Consider the following 25,426-nt stretch of genomic DNA (forward strand, 5'->3'; position numbering starts at 1 on the left):
GGAAGCAAAAGCTTTCTAGCGCTCTTCCTCGTACCGGAGCTCGCAGTCGCCGACCCCGATCACGTCCCCGGGCGCGAGCGCCTTCGGGGCCGTGAGGCGCTTGCCATTGACGTACGTCCCGCTGCCGCCGCCGAGGTCGGTCAGGTAAAACCTGCCGTCCTGGCCGACGATCGAGCAATGCTCGCGAGAGACGTCCTTGCCCTCGAGGCGGATCTGCGCGTGGTTTGTCTGGCCAACCGTGATCGTCGTGCCTTCGAGGCGATAGCCGTCCTTCGGGCCCTTTCCCTGCACGACGAGCAGGCGGGCGCGAGGGAGGTTGCCGGCGATGGTGGCCATGGCGCGGCGGCTGAGAGGGCCCGCCTGGCTCGCGCCCGCGCGGCGCGAGGCGGCGGCGGCGCGGCCCGCCTGGGCCTTGCGGAAGAGGCGATACGCCGCAGGGTTCGGCTTCTTCGCGAGCACGTCCGCCTCCTCCGCGAGCTGCGCGATCGTCTCGCCGAGCGGCGTGCCGTCCTCCGCTTCGATCGACGCCAGGGCCTCCGGAGCACCTTGGGCGTCCTGCGCGCCGAAGCCCATCAGATCCGCCTCCGCGCGCATGCCGTCCACCGCGCGCCGCAGCAGCGACGCCGCCTGCTCGAACGAGCCCTGATCGGCGAGCACGCGCGCCGCGGTGCGCGCCTCCTCCGCGAGCGCGACGAGCACACGCGCCCGCGCCACAGGGTCACGCTGGGGCGCGCCGGGCGCGACGTCGACGCCGATCGTTCGCTCGGTCGTGTGCACCTCCGAAGCGCCGGGCCGGCGATGCGCGAGGCGCGCGCGCACGACGTCGAAGGCGCCGCTCACGGAGGCGCCGGGCTCGAGGACGAGCTCGATGACGAGCGACGCGCGCTCCCCCGGCTGGAGGTCCGGCATCTCCACGCGCGCGGCGCCCATGGTCTTGCGCACGCGCACGTCGCCCGCGATGCGGATGATGTCGACGCCACGCTCAGGCGAGAGGTCGACCGACACGCCCTCGGCGACCGCGTCGCCGGTGGCGCCGACGGCGAGCGCGAGCTCGGTCGCGCAGAGCGACGGATCCCGCACGTAATAGTACTGCCCGCCGCCCGCGACCGCGATGCGGCGCAGGATGTCCTCGTTGTGCTCCTCGCCGTAGCCGAGCGTGGAGACCGCCGCGTCGCCGCGGAACGAGGCCGCGATCTCCGCGAGCGCCTCGGGGCGCCTGTCGCCGAGCGTCGGGTCGCCGTCGCTGAGCAGGAGGATGCCGCGCCGCTCGTCGGCCGCGCGCGGGCCGAGCGCGCTCTTGCTGACGCGCAGGCCACTCTCCATGTCGGTGCCGCCCTCGGGGTCGATGCGGCGCAGGCTGCCGGCGAGCCTGCGGCGCGCGGCGGCGTCGAGGCGCTCGAGCTCGGCGACGACCTCGGCGCCCTCGGAGAACGAGACGATCCCCACGCGATCGGTGGGCTCGAGCAGCTCCACCATGCGCTCGATGGAGCGCACGACTTGCTCCATCGGTTGACCCCACATCGACGCGGAGACGTCGATCGCGAACACGAGCGCGAGCGGCGGCCTCTCGTGCCGTTCGTCCTCGGGGAGCGCGGCCGAGACCTCGACGACGAGGTGCGCGCGCTGCGGCGCGCCCGGAGCGACGCTCCGGACGTCGAGCGCGAGCGACAGATCGAGGGCAGGACCGGGCATGCGCTCCCAAGAATACCCGGCAGAGCGCCCAGCGCGAGACGAGATCGTTTGGGTGCTGCCAGCAAGAGCACAGGCCGGACGGAGCGGCCCGCCGTCCCCCCAGGGTACGGCCGACCATAACACTACGATGATGGCGCAAAGCGTGAGCGGGCGCGGTGAGCGGGCGTCCTGCAGCGCGTGAAATGGCTTCAAAGGCCGTGGAAGCCGGTTGACCACACGAGGAGCCTCGGACTAAAGACTCCCGCCCCCGCGATCGTGGGTGGAGATCGCTCGAATGGTCGTAACCGGCTTCCCCGGGGGGCGCCGGTTTCTTTGTTTGAAGCGGCGGTGTGATGCGCGTCTGTATTTTCTTCGACGGCAAGAATTTCCACTCCGGATGGCGTGACGAGGCCGGAGGTCGGAGGCTCGCGTTCCCCAAGCTGTCTCGGTGGCTCGTGGACCGCGTCGGCGGATCGCTGCTCTGGGGCGCTTATTACTATACCGGCATCGAGACCGGCGCGGCCGCGGTGACCGAGGGGCAGAAGAAGCTCGCGGGCTTCCTCGACATGCTCGAAGTGCAGCCCGGCTTTTTCGTGAAGCGTTTCCCGCGCAAAACATCGATGTTCCAGTGCGCGGCCTGCGGGGCCGAGAACCGGTATACCCAGGAAAAAGAGGTCGATACCTCGATGGTCGCGGACATGCTCCGCCTCGCGGCCGTCAACGCGTTCGACGTGCTCGTTCTCGTCTCGGGCGACTCCGATCACGCGCCGGCCATCGAGGGCGTGCGGCAGCTCGGCCGCCAGGCCTACGTGTCGACCTGGGGGCGCGCAGGGCTCTCGGCGCGGCTGCGAAAAGCGGCGTTCGATCACATCGATCTGCTCGAAGGCATCTCGTTTTTCGAGGACACCGAGGGCTCCGGCCCGCCCGCGCCGCCGGGCCCCGAGCCGCGCTGGGCGAGCGAGGACCTGCCTCCCCCCTCGCCGCCGCCGCCGCCGATGCTGCCCCAAAACGCGGCGACGCCCAGAGAACCGACGCACGACGAGTGCGAGGAGCCGCGCGACGAGGACCCGGACGCGCTCGAATCCCCGCCGCCCTCGTACCAGCCGTCGGACGACGAGTCCGTGTTCATCGAGGAGCTACGCGCCGCCGAGCGCAGGCTCCGAAACGGGTACGTCGGGGCGAACTACTTCGTCACGCGATGGCAATCGAATCGGCTCGATCCCTCGCCCGACGCGCGGCGCCGCATGCTCGAGCACCTCGTGACCTCGCGGCTCATCGAGGTCTACCACGCGCCCGACGGAAACGCGGCGATCCGGGCGCGCGAGTAGGCATTTTCACGTCGAACGTTTCGAGCTCAAAGGGAAAGGTCGCCGAGGAGCGGGAGGGCGCCCACGCGCACGTCGCGCGACGCGCGCTGGAGCCTCTCGGCGAGCGCGCCGAGGCCGACGGCCGGGAGCGCGCGCGCGGGCGCGTCGAGCGGGCGGAAGAAATCGTCCCAGTGCGAGAGCAGCACGGAGGCGGGCGAGACGGCGCGCATCACGCGCTCGGGCAGGTCGACCCCGCTGCGCCAGCCCGCGACGCAGAGCAGGAGCAGGTCGACGTGTTTCGGCGCGGGCTCCGCGGGCAGGAGCTCGGCGCTGCCGAGGTGCACGATCGTGCGGCCCGCGGCCTCGATCTCGACGCGGAAGACGGCGCCGCAGCGGTAACCCTCGGCGCGGACGGGGACGGCGTCGCAGTCGTCGATCTCGCCGGGGAAGGGCACGCGGCCGAGGGCGAAGCGCGAGTGCGCGCTCGGGACGAAGCGCAGGCGGAAGGGGCCGATCTCGCGGACGATCGGCGCCTGTCCCGGGGCTCGCTCGACCACCTCGACGCGCGCTTCGGGCACGCCCGCGGCGCGGCAGAGCGCGGCGGCCGAGCGGGAGCCGAAGACCCGCGCGCCCGTGCGTTTGGCGATGAGGGGCACGTCGAGGGCGTGGTCGAAGTGCGTGTGGCCGACGATCACCGCGTCCGCGCGGCCGATGTAGCGCCCGACGGCGCCGAGGTCGGGGGCGAGCGGGGAGGTGATGCAGCGGGCGAGCGAGGCGCGCGTGACGTAGGGATCGATCAGGAGGACGTGATCCTCGCAGGTGATCTCGAACCCGGCCGTGCCGAGCCAGCGGAGGGTCAGGGGGGCGCGGGCGGCCGTGCCCTTGGGGGCGAGCTCGTCCGGGTGGAAAAACAGGCTCTCGGGGCGCACGGACGCGGGTATAGGCGTGGTGCGTCGCGCCGGGAACGTTTTTCCTAGCGCCCGCGGCGGCCGAGCGGGCGGAAGAGGAGCCCGGTCACGGCGAAGGCGATGGCGATGACGAGCAGGACGTGGATCCACGGTCCTGCCTCGTAGACGCCCGTCGCCGCGAGCAACCACGCGAGGAAGGCGAACGCCGTGAGGCCCCAGAAGAGCAGCATCGACCTCGGGCGTTGCGAAGGGCGTGCCCGGTCCGCGTGGGAAGGTGTGTCTCGGGGTTCGGGGCGTAGCCCGGCTTGTCCGGGCGTAGCCCCGAGCGTTGACCAGGACGTTCGTGGCGGCTCTCGTGCTAGTGTCCCGCGCATGAGCGACGTCGCTTTCGACCTGGAGAACCCGACTGAAGAGCACCGGATGTTGCGCCAGATGGTGCGGAATTTCGTCCGCGACGTGGTGGAGCCGCAGGCGGAGGAGCATGACCGCACGGGCACGCTGAACGTCCCTCTGATGAAGCAGGCGGGGGAGCTCGGTCTGCTCGGGCTCACGATCCCGGAGAAGGACGGAGGCGCGGGCATGGACGCCGTGGGCGCGGTGATCGTGCACCACGAGCTCTCGAAGAGTGATCCGGGCTTCTGCCTCGCGTACCTCGCGCACGCGATGCTCTTCGTGAACAACTTCTACTACGCCTCGAACGAAGCGCAGCGCGAGCGCTGGTTGTCCAAGGTGATCTCGGGCGAGTGGATCGGGGCGATGGGCATGACGGAGCCGTCGAGCGGCACGGACGTGCTCGGCATGCGCACGACGGCGCGGCGCGAGGGCGACGGGTTCGTGATCAAGGGCCACAAGGCGCTCATCACGAACGCGGTCGACGCCGACGTGTTCATCGTCTACGCGAAGGTCGACGGCGACATCACGACGTTCGTCGTGGAGCGTGACGCGCCGGGGTTCTCGGTCGGCAAGAAGACCGAGAAGATGGGCATGCGCGCGAGCACCTTGAGCGAGTTCATGCTGGAGGACGTCTTCGTCCCGGCGGAGAACGTGCTCGGCTCGGTGGGCGGGGGCATCCGCAACATGATGCGCAACCTCGAGATCGAGCGGCTCACGCTGGCGGCGATGAGCCTCGGCATCGCGGATCGGTGCATGGACATCATGGTGCGGTACGCGGCGGACCGGACGAGCTTCGGCAAGTCGATCGCCGAGCACGGGCAGATCCAGCGTTACATCGGCGAGAGCTTCGCGAAGACCGAGGCGGCGCGGGCGCTCATCTACGCCGTGGCGCGCGACGTGGGCCCTGCCAAACGCAACCGCATCGGCACGGACGCGGCCAAGCTCTTCGCGGCGCCGGTGGGCAAGGAGGTCGCGGACAACGCGATGCAGGTGCTCGGCGGGTGGGGATACTGCAACGAGTACAAGGTCGAGCGTTTCCTGCGTGATGCAAAGCTCCTGGAAATTGGCGGTGGTACTTTGGAGTCCCACCAGAAAAACCTGACGAAAGAGCTCCTGCGGATGGTGAAGCAGGATTAGGGCTCACACGCAGGGCGGTTTTCTTTCGACAACATATCCTCCTCACCCTACCCTATCGTCAATCATCTTTGACCGGGGGGGGGTGTAGCCGTGACAACCTGTATCCCGCCTTGCATGGCGCTCGTGTCCGTGCGATAGGCTGGAATTCGGAAAGGATACGCCGCAGACGGAGCCGAAACGCGGCTTTCGTCGGCGGGCTCGGGCGATCGTTTGCCCATTGTTCTGGGAGCTGGGTTCGTATGAGCACATACGATTCAATGGATGTTGTGGGCAAGACCGTGAAATCGTCGAACCTTTTGCAAAAGGTGCCCACCGGCATCAAGGGATTTGATGAAATCACGGTCGGGGGGCTCCCGAGGGCGCGCACGACGCTGGTATGCGGGAGCGCGGGGTCGGGGAAGACGCTCTTCGCAATGGAGTTCCTGGTCCGCGGCGCGGTCGAGTATGGCGAGCCGGGGGTATTCCTCGCCTTCGAGGAGACCGCGGACGAGCTCGCGCAGAGCGTCGCCTCGCTGGGCTTCGACCTCGACCGGCTCGTCAACAGCAAATTGCTGGCCATCGACTACGTGCACGTCGAGCGGAGCGAGATCCTCGAGACGGGGGACTACGACCTCAATGGCCTCTTCGTGCGGCTCGCGTACGCGATCGAGTCGGTGGGGGCGAAGCGCGTGGTCATCGACGCCCTGGAGACGTTGTTCTCGGTCCTCGGCAACGAGGGCATTCTGCGCTCCGAGTTCCGGAGGCTCTTCCGCTGGCTGAAGGATCGAGGCGTCACCGCAATCATCACCGGCGAGCGCGGCGACGGGTCCCTCACGCGGCACGGGATCGAGGAGTACGTCTCCGACTGCGTGATCCTGCTCGACCAGCGCGTGCACGAGCGGGTGGCGACGCGTTACCTGCGCGTCGTGAAATACCGGGGGACGAAGCACGGGACGAACGAGTATCCGTTCCTCATCCACGGCGGCGGGATCTCCGTCGTGCCCGTGACGTCGCTCGGGCTCTCGCACCCCGCCTCCGAGGAGCGCATGTCGACCGGCGTCCCGCGCCTCGACGCCATGCTCGACGGCAAGGGGATCTTCCGCGGCTCGAGCGTGCTCGTCTCGGGGACGCCGGGCACGGGCAAGTCGAGCCTCGCGGCGCACGTGGTGCACGCCGCCTGCCGACGCGGCGAGCGTTGCCTCTACTTCGCGTTCGAGGAGTCCGAGGGCCAGTACGTGCGCAACATGCGCTCGATCGGCGTCGACCTCACGCCCTGGCTCGACGAGGGGCTGCTCGCGTTCCACGCGTCCCGCCCGACGCTCTTCGGGCTGGAGATGCACCTCGCGCACATGCACCAGCAGATCGAGTCGTTCCAGCCGGGCGTCGTCGTGGTCGATCCCGTGACGAACCTCGCCATGGTGGCCTCGCCCTTCGAGGTGCGCGCAATGCTGATGCGGCTCGTGGACTTCCTGAAGGGCCGCGGGATCACCACGCTCTTCACGAGCCTGACCGCCGGCGGCGACGCGATCGAGGAGACGGACGTGGGGATCTCGTCGCTCATGGATACGTGGCTGCTCCTGCAGTTCCTCGAGGGCAGCGGCGAGCGGAACCGGGGGCTCTACGTGCTCAAGTCGAGGGGCATGTCGCACTCGAACCAGGTGCGCGAGTTCGTCATGGGGTCCCACGGGATCGACCTGCTCGACGTGTACGTGGGGCCGGCGGGGGTGCTGACGGGTTCGGCGCGGCAGGCGCAGGAGGCGCTGGAGCGCGCCGAGGCGCTCGCGCGGCAGCAGGAGATGGAGCGAAAGCAGCGCGACCTCGCCCGCAGGCGCGCCCAGCTCGAGGCGCAGATCGCCTCGCTCCGCTCGGAGTTCGAGGCCGAGGAGCAGGAGGTCCTGGCCATCCTGGAGCAGGAGAGACGCCAGGAGGCGCTCCTCGGCCGCGATCGCGAACAGATGGCCCGTCTTCGGCAGGCGGACCCGAGCAAGCACAACGGAGGTGCCGCATGACGAGCCACGTGAACGGGGTCGATCACGACCTGAGCCCCGAGATCTGGGAGCTACGGCTGTACGTCGCAGGTCAGACGCGCAAGTCGCTGCTCGCGCTGTCCAACCTGAAGCGGCTCTGCGAGGAGCACCTCGCGGGCAAGTACAGCATCGAGATCATCGATCTGCTCGTGAACCCCAAGCTCGCGGAGGGTGATCAGATCCTGGCGATCCCCACGCTCGTGCGGCGGCTCCCGGAGCCGATCCGCAAGATCATCGGGGATCTCTCGAACACCGAGCGCGTGCTCGTGGGCCTCGACGTCCGACCTCGTTGAGAGCGCGGCCATGGGGGGGAGCGATCACGACGACGGGCGCAGCGACGGGGCGAGCGCCCCGGCGACCGCCGAGGACACGAGCGCCTTCTGGCAAGCGCTCGCCGACGAACCACGAGAGACGTACGTGCTGCGCCTCTACGTCGTCGGGAACTCGCCGAGGTCGCGGTGGGCGATCCGCAACGTGCGGAGGCTCTGCGACCAGCACCTCGCAGGCCGCTTCGACCTCGAGGTGCACGACCTGAACCAGGAACCGTGGCTCGCGCGCGACGCGCAGATCGTCGCGGCGCCGACGCTGGTGCGGGAGTATCCGCTCCCGGTGCAGCGCATCATCGGCTCGCTCTCCGACATCGAGCGTGTCCTCGCGGGTCTCGGCGTTCCTCCGCAATCCACGGGGGATGCATGACGAAAAAGGACGAGGAACGAAACGACACGGCCGAGGTCGTCGCGCACGACCTCATCCTGCGCCTCGACGAGGCCGAGGCGACGCTCGCGGCCATCCGCGCCGGCGAGGTCGACGCGCTCGTGGTCACCGCCGAGGGCGCGCCGCGGGTGTTCGTGCTGAGAGGCGCCGATCACGCGCACCGGACCCTGCTCGAGACGCTGAACGAAGGGGCGATGACGATCGCCGGAGACGGGACGATCCTCTTCGCCAACCGCAAGCTCGCCGAGATGCTGGGGCGCCCGCTCGGCAAGGTGCTCGGGGGCTCGCTGCGCGCGTTCGTCGCGCCGGACGGGGTCGAGGCGCTCGCCGCGTTGCTCGAGAAGGCCACGCAGGGCAGCGCGAAGGGGGAGCTCGCGTTCGTGCAAGCGAGCGGGGCGCGGCTGCCCGTGATGCTCTCGATCCGGGACGCGGGCGAGGAGGACCCGACGTTCACGGTGGTCGCGACGGACCTGACGCCGCTCAAGGCCGCGGAGGCGGCGCTGCGGCAGGCGAACGACGAGCTCGAGGCGCGGGTCGCGGCGAGGACGGACGAGCTCTTGCGGGCGAACGAGGCGCTGCGCGAGGCCGATCGGCGCAAGGACGAGTTCCTCTCGATGTTGGGGCACGAGCTGCGAAACCCGCTCGCGCCGATCCTGACGGCGGCGGAGATGATCCGGGTCGCGACGCACGGCGACACGCGGGTCGAGCGCTTCCGGAGCGTGATCGAGCGGCAGGCGCGGAACCTGTCGCGGCTCGTCGACGACCTGCTCGACGTCTCGCGCATCACGCGCGGGACGATCACGCTGCAGACGAAGCTCGTGGATCTCGGGACCATCGTGCGCAGCGCGGTGGACGCGGCGCGGCCGCTCGTCGACAGCTCGGGCCACACGCTCCGGGTCTCGCTGCCCGCGGCGCCGGTGCTCGTGGAGGGTGATCCGACGCGGCTCGAGCAGGTGATCGTGAACCTCCTGAACAACGCGTCGAAGTACACGGAGCGCGGCGGCGAGATCGCGCTCTCGGTGGCGCAGGACAAGGCCTCGGTGACGGTCTGCGTGAAGGACAACGGGATCGGGATGCCCGCGGAGCTCTTGCCGCGCGTCTTCGATCTGTTCGTGCAGGGCGAGCGCGCGCTCGATCGGTCGCAGGGCGGGCTCGGGATCGGGCTCACGCTGGTGAAGAGCCTGATCACGATGCACGGCGGCGCGGTCGAGGCGCGGAGCGAGGGCGTGGGCAAGGGCTCCGAGGTCGTGGTGCGCCTGCCGCGTGTCGTGCGCGACGCGGCGAGCGCGAGGCCGCATCCTGGCGAGGAGGATCCGGCGAGCGCGCAGCGGGCGCTCGTCGTCGAGGACAACACGGACGCGGCGGACATGCTCGCCGAGCTGCTCGGGCTCTGGGGCTACGACGTGCGCGCGGCGCAGAGCGGCGCGGAGGTCGTGCTGCTCGCCGAGACGTTCCGGCCGCACGTGGTGCTGCTCGACATCGGGCGGACGGACATGGACGGCTTCGAGGTGGTGCGGCGGCTGCGCTCGACCTGGCCGACGTCGAAGGCGCTCGTGATCGGCGTGAGCGACGCGGGCGAGGCGGATCGGCGCAGGTTCGAGGAGGCGGGGATCGATCACCAGCTCCGCAAGCCGCTCGATCCGCAGGCCCTCCAGGGGCTGCTCTCGGGCCGGAAGGGGAGCGGCGCGAGGCGCTCGTGAGGGTTTGTCCGGATGCGCGGGGCCCTCAGAGGGTGTTCCACAGGCGTCGCGAGCGGCTCGAGGCTAGGGAGGGCGAGCGAGGCGTACTTTGTACGCTGAGCGAGTCCGACCGACGCATCGAGCCGCGCAGCAGCCTGTGGAATACCCTCTCAGCCCACGGGCACGAGGTTGTAGACGTCGACGTCGACGCCGGGGCTGTAGAGCGCGAGCGGCTCGCTCGTCGGCGGGGGCAGCCCCGCCGACGCGACCATTCCATCCCGCCACGACTCGACCTGCACCTCGTGGAGCGGATACGGCACGTGGTGCACGCGCCCGATCGACAGACCCGCGCGCGTCCGGGCATACAGGATGTACCGCTCGGCGAAGAAATGCGTCAACGTGCCGGGTTTGGCGGGGCCGATCGACGCGCCGACATGGTAACGTGCCTCGAACTCGGCGGGCGTCGGCCCCGGGAAGAGGCGCTTGCTCCGATATTCGACGGTATCGCCGGTGATATCGAGCTTCATCGAGGCGCGGTGGTAGGGCAAATGCCAGCCGGCCCGCGCGACCGCGACCGCGATCGTGGCCGCCGCGTCGAGGCTGAAGAACCAGACGCCCGGGTCCTCGCCGCGCCGGTGCACGTAGGTGCGGACGTTGAGCTCGTGGAAATGGCTGATCCCCGGCACGGACGGGGACCAGCGGGGCGCGACGTCCCGCATCGTGAAGGGCACGACGCCGACCCACGCCTTTCCCTCGTAGGTGTCGACCGTGAGCTCCGAGGGCAAGAGCCTCGCGAGCGCCGCGGCGGGCACCTCCCAGTGCAAAAACAGCAGACTTCGCCACCGCTGAAAGCCGGCAGGCCGGCCCGGCGGACGTTCGGCCGGAGAGAGGCGGTCGATCATGATGGGGAACATGGTACCTCTTCCCGCGCTTGACGCGCCCCTCCGGAGGGACGAACGAGGTAACCCGTGACGCCCGAGCAAGCCATCCAGGAAGCCACGAAGGGGACCTTGCGGCCCGTCTACCTCGTGGTCGGCGAGGAGCGGTACCTCGCCGACAAGGTCGTGCACGCCCTCCGGGACGCGACGATGCTCGGCGGCATCGCGGGCTTCAACGAGGACAAGTTCACGGCCGGCGAGGCGAGCGTGGACGCGATCCTCTCGGCCGCGAAGCAGGTGCCGATGATGGCCAAGCGGAGGTTCGTCCTCGGGCGGGGCCTCGAGCGCTGGGAGAAGAAGGGCGAGAGCGACGACGACGAGGGCGGCAGGGGCGCCTCCGAGGGCAAACGCGGGGCGAAGGAGCTCGGCCCGCTCGACGCGCTCGCCGAGTACGCCAAGGCGCCCGCCTCGACGACGGTGCTCGTCCTGTCGGCGACGAAGCTGCACGCGCAACGCAAGCTCGTGACCGCGGCGAAGAAGGAGGATTTCCTCGTCCACTGCGAGCCCGTGAGCCGCAAGGCCCTGCCGACCGTGGTGCGGCAGATGGCCAAGGAGCGGGGGCACGACATCTCGCCGGACGTGGCCGATCACCTGGCCGAGATCGCCGGGCCGGAGCTCGGGTACGTGGCGGACGCGATGGAGCGGCTCAGCCTGTTCGTCGGCGAAGGCAAGCCGATCACGGAGGACGCGGTCGTGACGATGGTCATGAAGGTCCGGCCGAGCTCGGTGTGGGACCTCGTGGACGCGCTGACGCGGCGGCGGCTCGACAAGGCGCTCGCGGTGCTCGCGGACGTGGTGGACACGAAGGACGGCGGGCTGCCGCTGCTCGGGCTCATCGCGTCGAACGTGCGGAAGATGGTGAAGATGGACGCGGCGCTGCGGGCGGGATCAAGCGTGAACGAGGCGGCCGCGCGCGCGGGGCTGCCGCCGTTCAAGGCGCAGGAGACGGCGCAGACGTTGAAATCGCTGCCGCGGGGGATGCTCGTCTCGTGGGTGCGGCTGCTCGCGGAGGCGGATCGAGCGCTCAAGGGCTCGAAGCGCTCGCCGCAGGCCGTGCTGGAGACGATGGTGATCGCGATGTGCCGGTAGGGATCAGGCGGGCGGAGGCGCGATGGCGGCCTGTGCCGCTGGCGCGTCGTTGCTCTCGGGGCTCTCCTCCGTGGGCAGCGTGGGCATCCACTTGCCGAGCCGCTCGAAGGCCGCCGAGATATCGCCGCGCACGCGGTCGCGCAGGGCGTCGAGGTCGTCCATCGTCAAACCTTTCACCTCGACGGGCGGCAGGACCTCGATGCGGGCCTGGCATTTCACCCCGAAGACCCAGGAGTTTTTGGGGATCGCGTGGCGCGTGCCGGCGACCACGACGGGCAGGATGGGCACGCCCGTCTCGAGGGCGAGGCGGAAGGCGCCGTCCTTGAAGGGCTTGATCTCGCCGTCGGCGGAGCGCGTGCCTTCGGGGAAGATCATCACGCTCATCCCGCGGTCGAGGTACCATTTGCAGCGCTCCATCGCCGATTTCGCGCTCTCCTTCTCGCCGCGGCGGAGCGGGATGTCGCCGGCCATGGTCATCATCCAGCCGAGGCCTGGGACCTTGAAATTGCTCTCCTTCGAGAGCCATTTCATCTCCCAAGGCAAATAGCTGATCGCCGGGATGTCGGCGATCGACTGGTGATTGGCGACGACGATGAAAGGCCCGCTGCCCTTGGGCCTCTTCCAGCCCGTGACCTTCGCGCTCCAGAGCGGGTTCAAGCGGATGAGCATCGTCCCGCAAATACGGAAGAACCGCCCCGTGACTTTTCGTACGCGGTCGAAGGGTGTGGTCAAGACAAACACCACCGCGACGGCGCCGGTCGACACCGCCACGACAGAAAAGATCTCGAACCAGTTCCAGAGCGAGACGAGCTTGGCCTTCATGAGCGAAGGCCCATCTTTACCCGACCGCTGAAAAGCCGGCAAGAGGAGGGAGGGCTGTTTCGAGGATGACGCAATGCGTGTTTTGCGCTGCGTCGTTGGATGTCACGCAATCGTGACGAGAACCTGACAGAAGGCGGAAGGAATTTTTACATTCGTGCCGCGAGGCGGTTATTTTTTGCCGCCCTTGCCGCCGCCCTTGTCGCCGCCGCCGCCCTTCGCGCCGCCGCCGCCGCCCTTCGTGCTGCCGCCGCCGCCCTTCGTGCTGCCGCCGCCGCTGCTCTTCACGCTGCCGCCGGCGCTGACCCTCACGCTGCCGCCGCCCTTCGCGCTCGAGCCGTGGTCCCTGTCCTTGCCGCCGGGGTGCCGGGCGTTGTCCTGCTTGAAGCCGCCGCTATCGCGGGCGAAGGTGCCGTCCTGGCCGAAATGCCGGCCATTGTCGCCCTTCCTGCGGTCGTCGTCGTCGTGCCAGCGCCCGCTCTTGCCCTTCACGCGGACCCGATCGTGGTCGTGGTGGTGATGGTGGTCGTCGTATCGCACCTTCACGTGGGCACGACCATACACGTCGACGCCGCTGTCGAAGCCGCCCCTCAGGCCGAAGCGAATCCGCGGCGCGCTGGCGATACGCACCGTCGCGGTGGGGGCATACACGCGAATACCCGGACGATATCCCCAGATCGCCGCGTGGGTCCTGCTGCCGACGCTGAGCGAGGCCGTCACGCGCAGCGGATTGAGCAGCGACGCCGAGGCCCCGAGCCTCGCCGAGAAGTAAAAGCCGGACGGCTCGGGATCGAAGTTCACGAACGTGGTCTTCTCGGCGATGAAGCCCATCCGGAGCTTTCGCGACTCGATCCGCACGGGCTTCAGGTCCACGTCGAGCACGTACACGCGCGTCTCGCCCGTGTCCGCGTCGGCGACCATCTCCAGCCGATCCTCTCCGACGATCTGGATCGTCCCGCCGTGCGGGCCCACGGTCTCGTCGGGCAGCTTCGCCTCCGCCGTGACCTTGGCGCCCGCGACGAGCTCCGCCGTGCCGCCCACGGGCACGTGCATGACGCCGCTCCACGGCTTGCCCGAGATCGTCACCGTGTAGCTGACCTCGGTCAGATCCGCCTCGAGCTTGGGCCCGGCGGCGACGAGCAGGCCCGTCTTCGCGTCGAGCACGAGCGGCACCGTCTTCGGCTCGCCCCCGTCGACCTTGAAGATGACCGAGCCGCCGACGTCCTGCTTGACGCGCCCGGTGGCCGTGGCCGTGACCGCGGCCTTCACCTGGCCGTCGCCGTCGATGCGCCACGCGACCGTACCCTCGTCGTGCTCCTCGACCAGCGCCTCCGCCCCGAGCTCCGCGTTGACAGCAGCCTCGGCCTCGATCTCCAGGCCGGGTGCCGGCGCCGGCTCCTCGCCCTTGCTGCAAGCCGATGCGAACACGAGCGCGAGAGTCACGAGTGATACGTGAGCGAAACGGGTCATGAGATCCCTCCGTCCTTCCCCTGTGTGCATACACCGGGCCTGACGAGCGGATCACCAAAAAGCTTTCATTGCTCGCGAAGAGATCTCATTTTGGCACGGTTTCGACGGCAATCCGGTCACGTCACATACCACCCGACGAGACCAACCTCGCATTCCGTTTTGCAAGCAGGACGGTAGTTTTCCAATTCGACGGGCGAGGGACGACCGTGCTAGGTTCGGCGCCGATGACGACCCAAGCCGGATCCCCCCTCACCGCCATCGTCCTCGCCGCCGGGCAAGGCACGCGCATGAAGAGCGCGCGGCCGAAGGTGCTCCACGCGCTCTGCGGCCGGCCGATGGTCGACTACGCGATCGAATCCGCGCTCGCCGCGGGCTGCGGGGACGTCGTGGTCGTCGTGGGTTATGGCCGGGACGAGCTCGCCGCGCACCTCGAAGAGGCGTTCGGCGATCGGGTGCGGACCGCGGTGCAGGAGCAACAACGCGGGACGGGCGACGCGGTGCGGTCGGCCTTGCCGGCGCTCGATCCGGCCGCCGAGCGGGTGCTGGTGCTGTGTGGAGATACGCCGCTGCTCGATCCGGCCGAGCTCGTCCGGCTCGCGCGCTCGCTCGAGGGGGGCGCGCCGCTCGCGATGCTGACGGCGGTGACGGAGGATCCGACGGGGTACGGGCGCGTGCTGCGCGACGCGGGAGGGAACATCGCCGCCGTGCGGGAGCATCGCGACGCGACGGAGGCGGAGAGACGCGTGCGCGAGGTGAACACCGGCGTGTACGTGGCGCGGGCGAGCTTTTTGCGAGAATCGGTGGCGGGGCTTCAACCAAACAATGCGCAAGGCGAGCTTTATTTGACGGATATCGTCGCCATTGCGGCGAAGGCGGGCGGGGTCGCCTCGGCGCGGGCCGAGAGCGCCGCGGCGCTCGTGGGCGTGAACGACAGGGCGCAGCTCGCCGCGGCGGAGGACGTCCTTTACGGGCGCATCGCGGACCGGATCCGGCGCGCGGGCGCGACGGTGCGAGCGACGGCGCGGATCGACGCGACCGTCGTCGTGGAGCCGGACGCGGTGATCGAGCATCACGTGGTCCTGCGCGGAAAAACCCGGATCGGGGCGAACGCGAGGATCGACGTGGGCTCGGTCTTGACGGACGTGGAGGTCGCGCCTTCGGCCGTGGTAAAACCTTATTCGGTCGCGAGCGACGCGACGATCGGCGAGAATGCGCAGATCGGGCCGTTCTCGCACCTGCGACCGGAGAGCCATATCGAGGCCGAGGCGCACATCGGCAATTTCGTCGAGACGAAGAAGACCGTGGTCCGGCGCGGGGCGAAGGCCAATCACCTCGCGTACCTCGGCGACGGCGACATCGGCGAAGGCGCCAACATCGGCGCGGGGACCATCTTCTGCAATTACGACGGGTTCAAGAAGCACCGCACCGAGATCGGCCCGGGCGCCTTCATCGGCAGCGACTCGCAGATCATCGCGCCCGTGCGGATCGGCGCGGGCGCGTACGTGGCGACGGGCACGACGGTCACGCGCGACGTGCCGGACGACGCGCTCGCCATCGGCCGCGTGAAGCAGGAGAACAAAGAGGGCTACGCCTCGAAGCTCAAGGCGAGGCTCAAGGCTGGCTCGTTGAAGAAGGGCTGAGCGCCCCTCCCCTCACTCCGCGTCGATGCCCTCGGCCGAGGCGTGCAGGGCCGCGTCGAGCGCCGGCAGCGCGTGCCCCATGCGCTGCCGCTTCGCCTCCAGGTAACCCTGGCTGAACGGGTTCGTCCCCACGATCGAGGGCTCGCGCGTCTCGACCCGCGTCCCGAACTGGCGCAGCGCCTGCACCTTGAGCGGGTTGTTCGTCATGAGCTGGATCGAGGCGACGCCGAGGTGCTCCAGCATCGCCGCGGCGGGCGCGTAATCCCGCGCGTCGTCCGGCAGCCCGAGCAGCCGGTTCGCGTCGACGGTGTCGTGCCCGCGAGACTGCAGGTCGTACGCCCGGATCTTGTTGGAGAGCCCGATGCCCCGTCCCTCCTGGCGCAGGTACAACACGACGCCCTGCCCGCGCCGCGCGATCTCGGCCTGCGCCGCCTCGAGCTGGCCCCGGCAGTCGCACTTGAGCGAGCCGAAGACCTCGCTCGTCAGGCACTCCGAGTGCACCCGGACGAGGACGGACGAGCGTCCTCGCACATCCCCCATCACCAGCGCCACGTGGTCCGGCGACAAGCCGCTCTCCGCGGCTTGCTCCCCGTACCGGAACACGATCATGTCGAACAAACCCGTCTGCGTCGGCACCGGGGCCTTCGCCAGTATCTCGAGCCGAGGCCGTATCACCACGTCGGGGACGTACATCTCGCTCTCCTCCGCGTATGCGTGGACGTGTATAGCATCTCCCGGGAGATCCCAGGTTGCTCGGGAGCTCCGGGGGTTGCTTACGTAGCGTAAGGCCCCGGGCGTGACAAGGTCGGGAGCGCCCGGACGCCCCGCCGCGGGTCCGAAGAGGACAAACCCGCGGGCTCGCCCGCCCGCGTTCCGCCGAGCCCCCGCGCTCCGCCTTCGAGCAAGCTTCCGACGCCGCCCCGCTACCCGCCATGAGCCACCTGCCCACGCTCGTCGTGTTCGTCGCGACCTACGCCTTGATCGCCTTCCGGCGGCTGTCGCTCCTTCCGATCGGCAGGCCCGGGGGCGCGCTCGCCGGGGCCTGCGTGATGGTCGTGCTCGCGTCGATCGAGCCGCGCTGGGGCATCGACGCGGAGGCGGCCTTCGCCGCGGTCGAGCCGAACACGATCGGGCTCTTGCTCGGGATGATGCTGCTCTCGGCGGCGCTCGCCGAGGCCGGGTTCTTCGAGAGGGCCGCGTCGTTCCTGCTCACGCGGCAGCCCTCGCCGGTCGGGCTCCTGTACGGGACGACGCTCGCCTCGGGCGTGCTCTCGGCGGTGCTGGTGAACGATCCCGTGTGCGTGCTCTTCGCGCCCGTCGTGGACGCGACGGCGCGCCGGGCGGGCCTGCCGCGCGTGCCGTACCTGCTCGCGCTGGCGATGGGGGCAAACGCGGGCAGCGCCATGACGCTCGCGGGGAACCCGCAGAACATGCTCGTCGCGCACCTGTCGGGCCTGTCGTACCGGGACTACCTCCTCCGCGGCGGACCAGCCGGGTTCCTCGCGTTGCTCGTCACGGCCGCGACGCTGCACTTCCTCTTCCGCAAGCGCCTCGTCGTCTCGAGCGCGACGACGCCCGTCGAACCGGCTGCGATCGCCGCGCCTCGATCCCGCGGCGAGCTCGCGCTCGCGCTCGTCGTGCTCCTCGGCGTCTCGATCGCCTTCCTCGCGGGCGCGAACCTCGCCTTCGCGGCGCTCACGGGCGCGGCGGCGCTGCTCGTCCTTCGCAGGCGTGATCCCACGTCGCTCTTCTCGGGCGTCACGTGGACCGTGCTCGTCTTCTTCGGCGCGCTCTTCATCGTGGCCGCCGCCTTCCAGCGCACGGGCCTCGTCGACGAGGCGCTCGCGGCGGCGCGGCCGTACATCCCAGCCGATCCGGGCGCCTCGATGGTGGCGCTCTCTGCGATGTTCACGCTCGGCTGTCAGGTCGTGAGCAACGTCCCCTTCATCCTGCTCGCCGAGCCCATGATCCGCACGTTGCCCGATCCCACGCTCGCCTGGACGGTCACGGCGATCGCCACGACGCTCGCCGGCAACCTCACGCTGCTCGGCTCCGTCGCGAACATCATCGTCGTCGAGGCCGCGCACGCGGAGGACGAGATCGGGTTCGTCACGTACCTGCGCGCGGGTTTGCCCGTGACGATCACCTCGATGATCGTCGCGATCGGCTACCTCCTGCTCGCGGGTTGATCTAGTCCGTCGCCGACGACAGCAGCGACTTCAACACGTGCCGCGGATACCGCTGCTCGCTCTCGCTGAGCCCGTCCTTCGCCTCGGCCACGAGCGTCCAGAACACCACGTTCACCACGGTCTCCAGCATCCGCCGCAGCTTCGCGGCCTCGGGGTCCAGCGTCTCGGTGCAGATCGCGCGGGCGAGGTGGCCGAGCGCGCGCTCGACCTGCGTGTTCTCCTCCTCGCTCGCGAGACCCACGACGCCGAGCGAGCTCTCCTCCTCGGGCGCGAGCCGGAGCGGGAAGCACAGGATCCACCGGTAGTTCCGCGCGAAGAGGCGGTGATGGTCCGGGCTCGGCTGGTAGATGATGCTCGTCGTCGCGTTCGCATCTCGATGCCACGCCGCCGTCTTGTTGAAGCGGAACGCGTGGCCCGCGACGCCGCTGCCGCAGGCGAACCGCGCCGCCCAGGACTGAGGCCAGAACTGGCCAAACGCCGGGCAGAGCAAACGCAGGCTCGCGTCCCAGATCATGCCCATCCACGAGCCACGCTCGCCGAGCAGGCCCTTCGTGATCGGCACGGTCTGCGCGCCCCAGGGCGAGGCCGTGGCGATCTTCAGGATCGCCGTGCCCACCGCCTCCGTCAGCTTCGCCGACATCGACTGGAGCGACATCGGCTTGCCGCAGCAGCGCTCGAGCAAGGCGCGCGCGGTCCACTTCGCGGCCTCGGGGTACTCCTTGCCGAGCCCTCCGGGGCGATACGCGAGCGAGTACCGGTAGCCCACGATCGGCCCCGGGATCTTGAGCTCGACGTGCGCCTTGCCGACGATGAAGTGCGAGCGGCAGCGCTCCTGCTCGAACTCCACCGGCTCCCAGCGCTGCTCGCCGAACTGCTCGTAGCAGCGCTCCACCATCGGGTACGCGTCCTCGATCGTCGCCCCCGAGCTCTCCGCGAAGACGAGCGCCAGCGTGAGGTGATCGGACTCGAAGCGCACGACGTGCGAGCGGACGTCGTAGCCGTCGATCAGGTTCGGGTACCAGCGATCGCGCTTCTCCAGCAGGTTGAGCTCGGCCTGCGTGAGCGCGACGGCGTTCGAGAGGTGGTAGCTCCACGTCAGGTAACGCTCGGTCTTGTCGGCGCCCTGGAGCATGAAGCGCACGCGCCCGCCGCCGAGCGCCTCCTCCTTCACGTCGCGGCGGCCGCGCCACGTCGTCGCGCGAGGCTCGGCCTGGACGTTGTTGTACGGCGGCTCGAGCACGGCGATCGGCGTCTCGACGGGCGCCACGAAGTCACGCAGCTCCACCTCGACGAGCGCGATGCCGTCGTCGCCGACGCTCCAGATGCGCGTGTGCTCGCGGGCCTTCACGAAGCGCTCGGCTTGCGCGACGGGCTCCCAGTTCACCTCGAAGTACTTGCGCTTCGGCTCGAGCGCGTACTCGCCGGCCTCGCCGTCGCGCTCGTACACCTCGACGCTGACCGTGCTCGGGCTGAGCCGCACCACCGAGAACTGGTTGCCCACGGCGCCGGGGCGCTCGTGCGCGGCCGAGCCGAGCGATCCCGTGGAGATGATGACGAACCGGCTCTTGAAGAGCTCGACGAGCTTCGAGCTCTCCTGGTGCGTGTGGCCGTGGAAGCCGATGCGGAAGCCCGCGGCGTAGAGGGTGCCGACGTCCTGCAGCGTGAGGTAGTCGGGGCGCCCGCGCTCGCTGGTGAAGCCGTGGTGCCAGACGGCGACGCGCAGCGTGTCGCGATCGAGGCCGTTGGCGAAGTCGCGGGCGGCGGAGACCGCGCGGGTCGAGATGCAGGCGCCGGTCCAGTACTTGTCGTTCCGGTGGCAGGAGTTGAAGCCGAAGAAGGCGACCTTCTCCGAGGGGAAGACGTGCGCCGACCAGTGCTCGCGTTCGTTCGCGTCGAGCAGATCGAAGGTCCGACCGCGACCATCCAAGGACTCGCCGTAGAAGCGGTCGAAGAACCGCTGCACGTTCGCGAAGCGCTTGTTGTACTCCGCGCCGACGCGCAGCTTGACGAGGTCGAGGTGTCCGTAACGGCCCACGTCGATGCGCAGATCCGAGAGGTCGGGCGAGCGCTTGAGGCGTTGCATCTCCTGCTCGAGCAGGTCGAAGTCGTGCGCGGTGCGCAGCGTCGTGGCGCGCACGGGCTCGCCGATCTCGGCGCCCCAGTCGACGTCGTGGTTGCCCGGGACGAAGATCACGCGCGCGCGCTCGCGGCCCGCCACGAGGGGCAGGACGCGGTGCTCGGCGAACTCGAGCAGCTCGTCGTACTCGTCGGCGCTGCCGCGCTGGGTGAGGTCCCCGCTGACGACGACGAAGTCGAAGGGCGCCGGGTGCAACGTCCCGAGCGCTTGCGCGGGGTGCATCCACACGTCGTCGAGCGTTTGCCCGGGCTCCGTGACGTGAAGATCCGACAGATGAAGGATGTACATTCGGTCCCAGCGCTACGTCGACGCGCGGACCGCTCTTACGGATCTAGCGGCCGCTCGCAGCGCGTCGCCTCGAGGTCGACGGGTTTTCGGAAGGCACGGACTCACGTTGTGTGTTCGGCGCGAAAGAGCCCGACAGGAGCTCCTTCGTGTACCGCATGGCCTGCATGGCCACCGCGCGGTCGATGACGAAGGGTTCACGAACGAGAACCACTGCATCCTGAAACGCCGCTTCGCGAGGGGCAACAGCGGCGGCCGGGGCCGCGGGTCGGTTCTTGGCGCTCGCACTCATTGGGCATCATCTCCGCAAGGCCGATTTTTCAGATTTTCCAGGAAGACCTGGCCAGAAGGCAAGACAGAGAGCGAGAGACCGAGGCGCCGCAGCGCGACAAAGCCGCGTTTGCCCCGGCACCGCGTGCGCGCGGCGCGATCGTCCCTCGGATCGCGGCTGCGTGACACCCTCGGCCTCCGGCGGTCGGCATGCGCCAATCCTACACGATGTGCAGAAGAAGCAAGCCTGCACCGACGCGGATTGTGCACGTTCGTGTCGCCCGCGGCGAACCCCGGACCGTCCTGGCTGCGGAATGTTCCTTGCAGCATCACGAGCCTGCGGCGCACCTAAAGCCGCGCCTCCCAAACCGCAACAGCCTCGATCGACTTTTCTGCCGGGACGGCACGCGGCGAGCACGCATCGGTCGGTGGAGTTTCCACCCGAGGCCCGGCGCGTCAAGCGTGAGGCGGAGGCGGGACCGGCTCGGCGATCGGCGGCGCAGAGGCGCGACGGAAGCGCGCGAGGCGGGACGCGACGCGGTCGGCGACGACGTAAAACGCCGGCACCACGAGCAGCGAGAGGCCCGTCGAGATCACGAGGCCGCCGATCACCGCGATCGCCATGGGCGCGCGCACCTCGCTGCCCTCGCCGAGCGCGAGCGCGGAAGGGACGGCGGCCATCAGCGTGGCGATGGACGTCATCAGGATGGGCCGGAGGCGAACCGGCCCCGCCTCGAGCATCGCGTCGAGGGCGTTTTTGCCCTCCTTGCGTAACTCGAGCGCGTAATCGACCAGGATGATCGAGTTTTTCTTCACGATCCCCATCAAGAGGACGATCCCGATCATGCTGAAGATGTTGAGCGTCTGCTTCATGAGCAGCAGCGCGAACGCGGCGCCCGCGACGGAGAGCGGGAGGATCGTCAAGACGGTGACCGGGTGCAGGAAGGAGTTGAACTGCGACGCGAGCACCATGTACGCGACGATGATCCCGAGGATCAGCGCGAAGACGAGGCCACCCATGGACTCGCGGAACGCGACCGACGCGCCGCCGAGCACCACGTGGTAACCCGTCGGTACGTCCTTGGCCATCTTCTCCACGAGCGCGAGCGCGTCGCTCTGCGACTTGCCCGGCGCGACGTTGCCGAAGATGGTGATCGCCCGCTCGCGATCACGGCGCGTGATCGCCTGGAGCGCCGGCCGCTCCTCGTACTTCACGAGCGTCGAGAGCGGCACGAGCTCGCCCGTGTTCGTGCGGATCTTGAGGCGCGCGAGGTCCTCGGGCCGCGAGCGCTGGCTCGCGAGCAGGCGCATGCGCACGTCGACGCGCCGCCCGCCCGCGCTGTACTTGCCCACGCGCGCGCCGCCGACGAGCGCGTTCAGCGTCGTCGCGATCTCCTCGACGGAGATGCCGAGATCCGCGGCGCGCGCGCGGTCGGGCACGATGCGTAGCTCGGGCATGCCGAGCTGGTAGTCGGAGTCGAGGTCGACGACGAGCCCGGCCGCCTGGAGCTCGGCCTTCATGCGCTCGCTGTGCCGGACGAGCTCGCTCCACTCGGGCCCGCGGATCGAGAACTCCACGGGGAAGCCACGCGACGCGGTGAAGCCCGACTGCGAGAGGTCCTGCACGACGGCGCGGACGCCCGGGATCGAGTTGAGCTCCTTGCGCAAGACGGCCGCGAACTCGTTCTGCTTGAGCTTGCGCTGGTCGCGGGGCACGAGCGTGGTGAAGATCATGCCGCTGTTGACGGCGCCCGAGCCGAAGCCGCCGACGATCACGAGCGCGCGCTGGACCTCGGGCGCGTTGTTCACGATGGCCTCGGCCTTCGAGACGATCTTGTTGGTCTCGTGGATGTCGGAGCTGACGGCGGTCGTGAGCCGGACCATGAGGCGGCTCTGATCCTGGGAGGGGACGAACTCGCCGGGCAGCGCCTTGAACGCGAAGACCGCGCCCACGAAGAGGCCGACGGACGAGAGCAGCACGAGCGACGGGAAGCGCAGCCCCCGCGCGAGCAGCCACCCGTACCCCTTGCCGAGCTTCTCGAAGGCCTCGTCGACGAAGACGCCGACCTTGCTGCGCCCCTCGCGCGAGGTCACGAGGAGCTGCGCGCAACGCGCGGGCGCGAGCGTGATGGCCTCGACGTACGAGAACGCGACGGCGATGCAGAGCGTCACGCCGAACTGCAAGAAGAAGCGCCCCATCACCCCCTCCATGAAGATGACGGGGATGAAGATCGCGATGACCGCGACGGTCGCGGCGAGCGCGGCGAAGGTGATCTCGGCCGTGCCCTCGCGCGCGGCGCGCACACGATCCTTGCCCTGCTCGGCGTGCCGGAAGATGTTCTCGAGCACCATGATCGCGTCGTCGACCACGATGCCGACCGCGAGCGAGAGGCCGAGGAGCGTGAAGGTGTTCAGCGTGAAGCCGAGGAAGTAGATCGCCGCGACCGTCCCGAGCAGGCTCATCGGGATCGCCAGGATCACGTTCAGCGTGCTCGAGAGCGAGCCGAGGAAGAGCCAGCAGACGAGGGCCGTGAGCACGACCGCGAGGATGAGCTCGAGCTCGATCTCGTGGACCGACTGCTCGATGAACCGGGTCGAGTCGAAGTTGATCGCGAGCTCCATGCCCTCGGGCAAGGTCTTGCGGATCTCGTCGAGCCTCTCCTTCACGCCGTTCGCGACCGCGACCGCGTTCGAGCCGCGTTGCTTGCGGATGCCCATGCCCTGCGCGGGCTGGCCGTTCACGCGCGACATGCGCCGCACGTCCTCGAAGCCGTCCTCGATGAGCGCGACGTCCTCGATGTACGTGGCGACGCCGTCGCTCTCGCGCACCACGATGCGGCGCAACGTGTCGAGGTCGAGCGCCTCGCCGAGGACACGCACGTTCACCTCGCGGCCCGCGGTCTCCAGGCGCCCCGCCGGCATCTCCACGTGCTCGCGGCGCAGGGCCGCCATGACGTCGGTGACCGTGATGTTCTTCGCCGCGAGCTTGTCCGCGTCGAACCAGACGCGGACGTTGCGCTCGAGGTAACCGCCGAGCGTCACCTCGCCGATCCCCGGCACCGTCTGCAGCTTCTCCTTGACGCGGTAACGCGCGTAGTCGGCGAGCGTCTGGGGCGGATACGGACCCGACAAACCCACCCACATGATGGGCTGATCCTCGGGGTTCGACTTGGAGATGACAGGCGGGTCGATGTTGGGCGGCAGGCGCCTCTGGGCCTGCGAGACCTTCGCCTGCACGTCCTGGAGGGCGGCGTCGACGCTACGCGCGAGGTCGAGCTCGACCGTGATCGAGGCGCTGCCCTGGCGCGACGAGGAGGTGATCGACTTGACGCCCTCGACCTGGACGACGGCCTCTTCGATGATCTCGACGATGTCGTTCTCGACGACCTCGGGCGCGGCGCCTTCCCAGGTGACGTTGACGTTGATGGTCGGAAAATCGACGTCGGGGAACTGGCTGATGCCGATACGCGTCGCGGCGACGAGGCCAAAGACGATCGTCGCGAGCATCATCATCCACGCGAGGACCGGCTTGCGCAGGCAGGCTTCGGTGAGGCTCACGGGGCGCTCCCTCCTTTCGATGGAGCGCCGACGCCTTCGGCAGGCGCGGCGCTCGGGGCGGGCGCGGACGCGGGCGCGGCGCTCGCGGCAGGCGGCTTGGGCGACGCGACCCGCACGGTGCTGCCGTCACGCAGCGGCTCGGCCCCGCGCACGACGAGCATCTCGCCGGGCGAGACGCCCTTGCGGACCTCGACGCGCCCGTCGGCCGTGCGCATCCCGAGCGTGAGCACCCGCTCGTGCGCGACGTTGTTCTCCACGACGAACGCGAGGAAACCCTTCTCGCTCGGGCGGATCGCGGTCTGCGGGATGACGGCCGAGTTCTCGCTCGCGCCCACGCGCACCGTGACGTCGGCGAACGCGCCTGGCCGCAACATGTCCTTCTTCTCGTCCGAGACCTCGGCGACGACCGGGACCATCCGCGTCGCCGGATCCGCGGCGTCCGCGACGAGCGTGAGCTTCCCGGCGAAGTCGTGATCGACGCCCGTCACCCTGAACGAGACGGCGAGCCCCGCCTGCAGGCGCGGCGCGTCGGCCTCGGGGACGGGGAAACGAAGCAGCAGCGGGTCGCGGCGCAGCACCGTGCCGAGCACCGTGCCCGGCTGGACGTACTGGCCGGTCTGCACCGTACGTGTCTGCATCTTGCCCTCGATGGGCGCTCGCACGTACGCGTCGCGCAGGTTCAGGTTCGCCTCGTCGAGCGCGGCCTTCGCCTCGGCGACCTGCGCCGCCCCGGTGCGTGATCGCGCCTTCCAGCCCTCGATGTCCTCCTTCGAGAAGACGCCCGCGCCGTCGGGGCCCGCGTTCGTGCGGCGCTCGAGGTTCTGCTGGGCCTCGGCCGCCGTGGCCTGCGCGCGCTCGAGCATGGCCTTGGCGCTGCGCACCGCGAGGTTGAAGCGCGCCGGGTCGATCTCCACGAGGACCTGGCCCTTCTTGACCACGTCGCCCTCGGAGAAGCGCACGTGCTCGATCACGCCGGCGACACGCGCCGTGACCTGCACGCGCTCGTAGGCGTCGACGGTGCCGACCGAGGTGACGGTGTACTCGACCCGCTCGGCGGGCACGGGCGCGAGCTCGACGGGGAACGCCATCTTCCCCTTGCCGCCGCCGGGCGGGCCTTCGTCCTTCTTCGAGCAACCGAAGAGCACGATCGCGGGGAGCGTGACGCCGAGGAAGAGCAGGAGAGCGAGGCGACGTGTGGCTTCGAGGACAGGCATGA

19 protein-coding genes are annotated in these 25,426 nt (G+C 69.6%); 9 read left to right on the forward strand and 10 right to left on the reverse strand.

What is annotated here, in order from left to right; all coding sequences use genetic code 11:
* Positions 1–15: 15 nt before the first annotated feature.
* A complete protein-coding gene (locus tag GF068_RS18920) occupies positions 16–1,692 on the reverse strand; it encodes an FHA domain-containing protein (protein WP_153820807.1) in 1,677 nt (558 codons plus the stop codon).
* A gap of 332 nt (positions 1,693–2,024) precedes the next feature.
* On the opposite strand from GF068_RS18920, the gene GF068_RS18925 reads away from it, so the two are divergent.
* Positions 2,025–2,999, forward strand: a complete 975-nt coding sequence (locus GF068_RS18925) for an NYN domain-containing protein (protein WP_153820808.1) — start codon at positions 2,025–2,027, stop codon at positions 2,997–2,999.
* A gap of 26 nt (positions 3,000–3,025) precedes the next feature.
* Here the strand turns inward: GF068_RS18925 and GF068_RS45175 are convergent, their stop codons facing one another.
* Complete coding sequence (locus GF068_RS45175) at positions 3,026–3,907, reverse strand: MBL fold metallo-hydrolase (protein ID WP_338046459.1); 882 nt, start codon at positions 3,905–3,907, stop codon at positions 3,026–3,028.
* A 44-nt stretch (positions 3,908–3,951) separates the two neighbouring features.
* Entirely contained in the window at positions 3,952–4,116 is a 165-nt protein-coding gene (locus GF068_RS45180; protein ID WP_240807032.1) for a hypothetical protein, read from the reverse strand.
* A gap of 142 nt (positions 4,117–4,258) precedes the next feature.
* On the opposite strand from GF068_RS45180, the gene GF068_RS18935 reads away from it, so the two are divergent.
* The 5 genes from GF068_RS18935 to GF068_RS18955 all read left to right on the forward strand — a co-directional run bounded on the left by GF068_RS18935 (position 4,259) and on the right by GF068_RS18955 (position 9,836).
* Positions 4,259–5,416, forward strand: a complete 1,158-nt coding sequence (locus GF068_RS18935) for an acyl-CoA dehydrogenase family protein (RefSeq protein ID WP_153820810.1) — start codon at positions 4,259–4,261, stop codon at positions 5,414–5,416.
* A gap of 257 nt (positions 5,417–5,673) precedes the next feature.
* On the forward strand, positions 5,674–7,404 hold the full coding sequence (kaiC, locus tag GF068_RS18940) for a circadian clock protein KaiC (RefSeq protein WP_153820811.1): 1,731 nt from the start codon (positions 5,674–5,676) through the stop codon (positions 7,402–7,404).
* Positions 7,401–7,715, forward strand: a complete 315-nt coding sequence (locus GF068_RS18945) for a circadian clock KaiB family protein (RefSeq protein WP_153820812.1) — start codon at positions 7,401–7,403, stop codon at positions 7,713–7,715. The genes kaiC and GF068_RS18945 overlap by 4 nt, the downstream gene beginning before the upstream one ends.
* 10 nt (positions 7,716–7,725) lie before the next feature.
* Positions 7,726–8,118, forward strand: coding sequence for a circadian clock KaiB family protein (locus tag GF068_RS18950; RefSeq protein WP_153820813.1), 393 nt, complete (start codon positions 7,726–7,728; stop codon positions 8,116–8,118).
* A complete protein-coding gene (locus GF068_RS18955) occupies positions 8,115–9,836 on the forward strand; it encodes a hybrid sensor histidine kinase/response regulator (RefSeq protein WP_153820814.1) in 1,722 nt (573 codons plus the stop codon). The genes GF068_RS18950 and GF068_RS18955 overlap by 4 nt, the downstream gene beginning before the upstream one ends.
* Before the next feature lie 149 nt (positions 9,837–9,985).
* Here GF068_RS18955 and GF068_RS18960 read toward each other — a convergent pair whose 3' ends face one another.
* The gene (locus GF068_RS18960; RefSeq protein ID WP_240807033.1) at positions 9,986–10,717 is read right to left on the reverse strand and encodes a YqjF family protein; all 732 of its coding nucleotides are present in this window, start codon (positions 10,715–10,717) and stop codon (positions 9,986–9,988) included.
* 66 nt (positions 10,718–10,783) lie between these two features.
* Between GF068_RS18960 and holA the strand changes: the two genes are divergently transcribed.
* Complete coding sequence (holA, locus tag GF068_RS18965) at positions 10,784–11,842, forward strand: DNA polymerase III subunit delta (RefSeq protein ID WP_338046461.1); 1,059 nt, start codon at positions 10,784–10,786, stop codon at positions 11,840–11,842.
* Between the two features lie 3 nt (positions 11,843–11,845).
* Here the strand turns inward: holA and GF068_RS18970 are convergent, their stop codons facing one another.
* Positions 11,846–12,664 (reverse strand): lysophospholipid acyltransferase family protein, encoded by an 819-nt coding sequence (locus GF068_RS18970; RefSeq protein ID WP_153820816.1) that lies wholly within the window; start codon positions 12,662–12,664, stop codon positions 11,846–11,848.
* A 168-nt stretch (positions 12,665–12,832) separates the two neighbouring features.
* On the reverse strand, positions 12,833–14,131 hold the full coding sequence (locus tag GF068_RS18975) for a hypothetical protein (RefSeq protein WP_153820817.1): 1,299 nt from the start codon (positions 14,129–14,131) through the stop codon (positions 12,833–12,835).
* A 224-nt stretch (positions 14,132–14,355) separates the two neighbouring features.
* On the opposite strand from GF068_RS18975, the gene glmU reads away from it, so the two are divergent.
* Complete coding sequence (glmU, locus tag GF068_RS18980) at positions 14,356–15,771, forward strand: bifunctional UDP-N-acetylglucosamine diphosphorylase/glucosamine-1-phosphate N-acetyltransferase GlmU (protein ID WP_153820818.1); 1,416 nt, start codon at positions 14,356–14,358, stop codon at positions 15,769–15,771.
* 12 nt (positions 15,772–15,783) lie between these two features.
* Here glmU and ribA read toward each other — a convergent pair whose 3' ends face one another.
* Entirely contained in the window at positions 15,784–16,464 is a 681-nt protein-coding gene (gene ribA, locus GF068_RS18985; RefSeq protein WP_153820819.1) for a GTP cyclohydrolase II, read from the reverse strand.
* A 239-nt stretch (positions 16,465–16,703) separates the two neighbouring features.
* On the opposite strand from ribA, the gene GF068_RS18990 reads away from it, so the two are divergent.
* Entirely contained in the window at positions 16,704–17,960 is a 1,257-nt protein-coding gene (locus GF068_RS18990) for an ArsB/NhaD family transporter (RefSeq protein WP_153820820.1), read from the forward strand.
* A 1-nt stretch (position 17,961) separates the two neighbouring features.
* Here the strand turns inward: GF068_RS18990 and GF068_RS18995 are convergent, their stop codons facing one another.
* The 3 genes from GF068_RS18995 to GF068_RS19005 all read right to left on the reverse strand — a co-directional run bounded on the left by GF068_RS18995 (position 17,962) and on the right by GF068_RS19005 (position 25,424).
* Entirely contained in the window at positions 17,962–20,385 is a 2,424-nt protein-coding gene (locus tag GF068_RS18995; protein ID WP_153820821.1) for a metallophosphoesterase family protein, read from the reverse strand.
* A gap of 723 nt (positions 20,386–21,108) precedes the next feature.
* Positions 21,109–24,210, reverse strand: a complete 3,102-nt coding sequence (locus tag GF068_RS19000) for an efflux RND transporter permease subunit (protein WP_338046462.1) — start codon at positions 24,208–24,210, stop codon at positions 21,109–21,111.
* Positions 24,207–25,424 carry an efflux RND transporter periplasmic adaptor subunit gene (locus GF068_RS19005; protein ID WP_153821191.1) on the reverse strand — a complete coding sequence of 406 codons (1,218 nt, stop codon included), beginning with the start codon at positions 25,422–25,424 and terminating at the stop codon, positions 24,207–24,209. The genes GF068_RS19000 and GF068_RS19005 overlap by 4 nt, the downstream gene beginning before the upstream one ends.
* Positions 25,425–25,426: the final 2 nt, after the last annotated feature.

Source organism: Polyangium spumosum (assembly GCF_009649845.1).
GTDB classification, from domain to species: Bacteria; Myxococcota_A; Polyangia; order Polyangiales; family Polyangiaceae; genus Polyangium; species Polyangium spumosum.

Excerpts from the sequence above, each read along its gene's own strand:
- glmU (WP_153820818.1), top strand. The coding sequence starts at position 14,356 with ATGACGACCCAAGCCGGATCCCCCCTCACCGCCATCGTCCTCGCCGCC.
- GF068_RS18925 (WP_153820808.1), top strand. The coding sequence starts at position 2,025 with ATGCGCGTCTGTATTTTCTTCGACGGCAAGAATTTCCACTCCGGATGG.
- GF068_RS18920 (WP_153820807.1), bottom strand. The coding sequence starts at position 1,692 with ATGCCCGGTCCTGCCCTCGATCTGTCGCTCGCGCTCGACGTCCGGAGC.
- GF068_RS18975 (WP_153820817.1), bottom strand. The coding sequence starts at position 14,131 with ATGACCCGTTTCGCTCACGTATCACTCGTGACTCTCGCGCTCGTGTTC.
- GF068_RS18970 (WP_153820816.1), bottom strand. The coding sequence starts at position 12,664 with ATGAAGGCCAAGCTCGTCTCGCTCTGGAACTGGTTCGAGATCTTTTCT.
- ribA (WP_153820819.1), bottom strand. The coding sequence starts at position 16,464 with ATGTACGTCCCCGACGTGGTGATACGGCCTCGGCTCGAGATACTGGCG.
- GF068_RS18990 (WP_153820820.1), top strand. The coding sequence starts at position 16,704 with ATGAGCCACCTGCCCACGCTCGTCGTGTTCGTCGCGACCTACGCCTTG.
- GF068_RS45180 (WP_240807032.1), bottom strand. The coding sequence starts at position 4,116 with ATGCTGCTCTTCTGGGGCCTCACGGCGTTCGCCTTCCTCGCGTGGTTG.
- GF068_RS19005 (WP_153821191.1), bottom strand. The coding sequence starts at position 25,424 with ATGCCTGTCCTCGAAGCCACACGTCGCCTCGCTCTCCTGCTCTTCCTC.
- GF068_RS18945 (WP_153820812.1), top strand. The coding sequence starts at position 7,401 with ATGACGAGCCACGTGAACGGGGTCGATCACGACCTGAGCCCCGAGATC.
- GF068_RS18950 (WP_153820813.1), top strand. The coding sequence starts at position 7,726 with ATGGGGGGGAGCGATCACGACGACGGGCGCAGCGACGGGGCGAGCGCC.
- GF068_RS18955 (WP_153820814.1), top strand. The coding sequence starts at position 8,115 with ATGACGAAAAAGGACGAGGAACGAAACGACACGGCCGAGGTCGTCGCG.
- GF068_RS18935 (WP_153820810.1), top strand. The coding sequence starts at position 4,259 with ATGAGCGACGTCGCTTTCGACCTGGAGAACCCGACTGAAGAGCACCGG.
- GF068_RS18995 (WP_153820821.1), bottom strand. The coding sequence starts at position 20,385 with ATGTACATCCTTCATCTGTCGGATCTTCACGTCACGGAGCCCGGGCAA.
- GF068_RS18960 (WP_240807033.1), bottom strand. The coding sequence starts at position 10,717 with ATGATCGACCGCCTCTCTCCGGCCGAACGTCCGCCGGGCCGGCCTGCC.
- kaiC (WP_153820811.1), top strand. The coding sequence starts at position 5,674 with ATGGATGTTGTGGGCAAGACCGTGAAATCGTCGAACCTTTTGCAAAAG.